General features: G+C 59.0%; 3 protein-coding genes. All 3 read right to left on the minus strand.

What is annotated here, in order from left to right; genetic code table 11:
- Positions 1–92 precede the first annotated feature (92 nt).
- The 3 genes from QMX97_RS31735 to QMX97_RS31745 are packed head-to-tail and all read right to left on the minus strand — an operon-like array spanning position 93 to position 3,658.
- Positions 93–2,396, minus strand: a complete 2,304-nt coding sequence (locus tag QMX97_RS31735; protein ID WP_120447558.1) for an MlaD family protein — start codon at positions 2,394–2,396, stop codon at positions 93–95.
- The gene (locus tag QMX97_RS31740; RefSeq protein ID WP_065900398.1) at positions 2,389–3,012 is read right to left on the minus strand and encodes a paraquat-inducible protein A; all 624 of its coding nucleotides are present in this window, start codon (positions 3,010–3,012) and stop codon (positions 2,389–2,391) included. The genes QMX97_RS31735 and QMX97_RS31740 overlap by 8 nt, the downstream gene beginning before the upstream one ends.
- On the minus strand, positions 2,999–3,658 hold the full coding sequence (locus QMX97_RS31745) for a paraquat-inducible protein A (RefSeq protein ID WP_065900397.1): 660 nt from the start codon (positions 3,656–3,658) through the stop codon (positions 2,999–3,001). The genes QMX97_RS31740 and QMX97_RS31745 overlap by 14 nt, the downstream gene beginning before the upstream one ends.
- Between the last annotated feature and the right edge of the window lie 297 nt (positions 3,659–3,955).

A 3,955-nucleotide genomic window follows, 5' to 3' on the forward strand; every position in this document is an offset into this window, starting at 1 on the left:
GGCAAGCCCGGCTCCCACATTCGAGCGCATTCCTACAGGAAAACCCGGTCAACTGTGGGAGCCGGGCTTGCCCGCGATAGCCTCGCCTCGGTTTACTTGCCGAGCGGAATTTTAGGCGCCCAAGTCAGCCATTCCTCTTCGAACTTGTCGAACAGCGGAAAGGTTTGCTGCGGCCGTGCAGCGTTGCCCATGCGCTCACCGTCTGGCGTGGCGAAAGCGATACCGCCGGAGACCAGGGTCTCCAACGACTCGGTGCGTACCGTCGCGCCTTTGAACAGGCCAAAATCGAGACCGAAACCGCTGGTGTTCCAGAAGCGGCTGCCACCGCGTACCAGCGGCGCGTACTTCGGCTCGATCAGGATGTGGATCAGCACGCGGTCGGCGGTCTGGCCCAACTCGTAGCCGGTGACTTTGCCCACGGTGACTTCGCGGTAAGTCACCGGTACGCCTTCCTTCAACGAACCACGCCGTGCGGCACTGAGTGTCAGGCTCAGGCCTGCCTCTTGGTGGACCGCTTCAGGCGGCTGATCCAGCGCGACAAAGCTCTTCTGTGGACCGGCATTTTTCGCCGCCGGCTGCACCTCGATGTACTGCCCGGTAACCAGGGTTTCCAGGTTGGAGGTTTTCATCAGGCCCAGCTCAGGCTTTACCACCCAGAACTGGCTACCGACACGCGCGATGCGATCCGCCACTTGGGTGATGCGCGCGCTGAGCAGCACCGACTGCATATCGGCGCTCAGGTCGACGCTCTCGATCTTGCCGACATCCAGGCCTTTGAAACGCACCGGCGTGCCAGGACGCATGCCGTCGGCGCGGTCGACCTTGATGGTCACCAGGGTGCCGCGTTGATTGGCGGCCTCGCGATCGGCAAAGAGACGGAAGCGCGGGATGCGTTTTTTCAGCGGCACATTGGGTTCCGGGGTTTCGAAGGCGATACCGCCGGCCATCAAGCTGGCCAGGGATTCACTTTTCACCTGGATGCCGCCAGTGAGCCCGCCGGTCAGGGTGACGCCGCTGGCATTCCAGAAACGCGTCGAGCCGTTGACCAGGTTTTCGTATTCCTTCTCGATATGAACGCCGATCACCAGTTGCTTGTTCTTGCGCGAGAACTGATAGCTCTGCACCGAACCGACCTTGACCTGTTTATAGAGAATCGGGCTACCGACATCCAGGGAACCGAGGTTGTCAGTGAACAGCACCATGTGCAGGCCTGGAGAGCGCAGGTCCAGCGGCGGTGCCTTGGCCCGCGCAACGAATTCGCGTTGCGGCGCGCTGCCTTTGTCACCAGGGCGAATGGCGATGTAGTTACCCTTGACCAGGGCTTCCAGCCCGGTGATGCCCGCCAGGGAGATGGAGGGTTTGACCACCCAGAACTGGGTGTCCTGCACCAGGTAGTCTTCGGCCAATGGGTCGAGCGTCAACTCGGCATTGGCGCTGGACAGGTCCGGATCGATCTTCAGGGTTTTCAGGCTGCCGACCTGGATGCCTTTGTACATGACGGGCGTACGGCCAGCCTGCAGGCCTTCGAAGTCGGTGAGCTTGACCTTGACCTTGATGCCAGCAGCGGCGGCGTCGAAGTCTTCATACAAGCGGAACGGCAGGCTCGGATCAGTCGGCGGGCTGTCCTTGCGGTTCTCTGGCGTGGCGAAGGCAATCCCGCCGGCGACGATACTGGAGAGCGATTCACTGCGGACTTTCACGCCGGAAAGGTTGGCGTCGATGCTGATGCCGCTGGCGTTCCAGAAACGTGTGTGTTTGCGCACCAGGCTCGCGTAGGTCGGCTCGATGTAGACCTTGATCTCTACGGTGCTCTGGTCCTCGGAAAGCAGGTAGCTTTTGACCTGGCCAACCTGGATCTGTTTGTAGAACACTGGACTGCCACGGTTCAGCGAGCCAAGGCGATCGGCCTTGATGGTCAGGTGCAGGCCGGGCTTGGCGTCTGACAACGGCGGCTCTTCGGAGAGCGCCTTGAATTTGCGCGTCGGCTCACCATCACCCGGGCTGGCGGCGATGTAATTACCCGACACCAAGGTTTCCAGGCCGGTAATACCGGCGAGGCTGACACTCGGTTTGACCAGCCAGAAGCGCGTATTGGTCTTGAGATATTGGTCGACGTCCTTGTTCATCTCGATGGTGGCAATCACCCCACGGTTACTGCCCTCGTCGTCCAGAGCCAAGGTCTTGACCTTGCCCACGGACATACCTTTGTAGACCACTTCCGTTTTGTTGGCCTGGATACCTTCGCCACTTTCAAAGCGCACCTGGATCTCGATGCCCTGTTGGGAATAGGCGCGCCACCCCAACCAACCGCCGATGATCAGGGCAATCAGGGGTAACACCCAAATGGCCGACCAGTTGGAGGCCGGGCGGGTTTTAGCTTTAGGCAAATCACTCATGGTCGTCGTCCGACTCCGTGTTATCCCAAATCAGTCGGGGATCGAAAGTTACTGCGGCAAGCATCGTCAAGATCACCACACTGGCGAACGCCGCGGCGCCGAGGTTTGCCTCGACACTGGCAAGTCGCCCAAAGTTTACAACCGCCACCAGGATGGCGATCACGAAGATATCCAGCATGGACCAACGTCCAATGAATTCGATGAAGCGGTACATCACAATGCGCTGTTGCGCGGACAGCGGTTGGTGGCGCTGTACAGAGAACAGTAGCAGGCCAATGCCTACCAGCTTGAACGTGGGCACCAGGATACTGGCGATAAATACCACCGCCGCGATGGGAAACATACCGTGCTGCACCAACTGGATCACACCGGCCATGATGGTACTGGGATCCCCCTGGCCGAGGGAATTGATGGTCATGATAGGCAGCAGGTTGGCGGGGATATACAAAATGGCCGCCGTGATCAACAACGCCCAGGTGCGGGTGAGGCTGTTTGGACGCCGGGCATGGATCAGCGCACCGCAGCGAGTGCAGGTTTGCTCATCGGTGTCCGCTGCCTGTTTGTTCAACTCGTGGCATTCGGTACAAATCAGAATGCCTGCATCAATCGCCCGCATGATCATCCTCTCCTGACAACGCTTGCCAGATCTGGTGGGGCGACATCACCACCTCAAGCAGTACCTGAACCATTAATAGACTGACAAAACACACGAGCCCCAAGCCGACCGTGATAGAGGCCATGTCGGCGAGCTTTACGATCGCCACCAGTACGCCCATCAGGTAGACCTCCAGCATCCCCCAGTCTTTGAGGTGGTGGTAAATGCGGTACAGCAACAGCCCATAGCTGCGGCCCACCTTCCAACGAATGCTGAGCAGGACTGCGAGCTGGCAGAGCAGCTTGAGCAAGGGAATCCCCATGCTGCACAGGAACACAACGGCGGCGACGCCTTGCATGCCGGTATCAAACAAGCCGACCACGCCACTCCACACGGTGTCTTCCGAGGACTGCCCGAGTAGATTGAGCTGCATGATGGGCAAAAAGTTCGCGGGGATGTACAGCAACAGCGCCGCGAGCACCAAGGCGAGACTTCGCTCAACGACATTGTGGCGGTGAGCGTACAGCTCGTAACCGCAACGCGGGCATTGGGCTTTTTCGCCAAGGGCAAGCTTGGGTTTGCGCATCAGCAAGTCGCACTCATGGCATGCCACCAGGTCGTCCAGTGGTAAATCCGACACCTCAGGGGCATCAACCGGATCGGGCATAGATAGGGCTCTGACTCTAAAAAAGGTTAGGTGCCTATTCTAGTGGTCTGGTTCAGAAATAACTGTGCAAATTTGTCGGGGCTTGGGGACCCACATGGACATACCAGATAGGGGGAGTCGCGGGGTTAGCACGGCTTGAGCTGATGGCGGGGGCTGCGGCGGCCAACTTACTTTTCGACCGCCCAAAACAAAACCCCTGTTTGCGTTAGCAAACAGGGGTTCTGGAATTTAATCTTGACGATGACCTACTCTCACATGGGGAAACCCCACACTACCATCGGCGATGCATCGTTTCAC

Origin of the sequence: Pseudomonas sp. PS01298, from assembly GCF_029959745.1 — a bacterium.
In the GTDB taxonomy this organism is placed as follows: domain Bacteria; phylum Pseudomonadota; class Gammaproteobacteria; order Pseudomonadales; family Pseudomonadaceae; genus Aquipseudomonas; species Aquipseudomonas aylmerensis.

Coding starts and splice junctions, on each gene's coding strand:
- QMX97_RS31735 (WP_120447558.1), bottom strand. CDS start 2,396: ATGAGTGATTTGCCTAAAGCTAAAACCCGCCCGGCCTCCAACTGGTCG.
- QMX97_RS31740 (WP_065900398.1), bottom strand. CDS start 3,012: ATGCGGGCGATTGATGCAGGCATTCTGATTTGTACCGAATGCCACGAG.
- QMX97_RS31745 (WP_065900397.1), bottom strand. CDS start 3,658: ATGCCCGATCCGGTTGATGCCCCTGAGGTGTCGGATTTACCACTGGAC.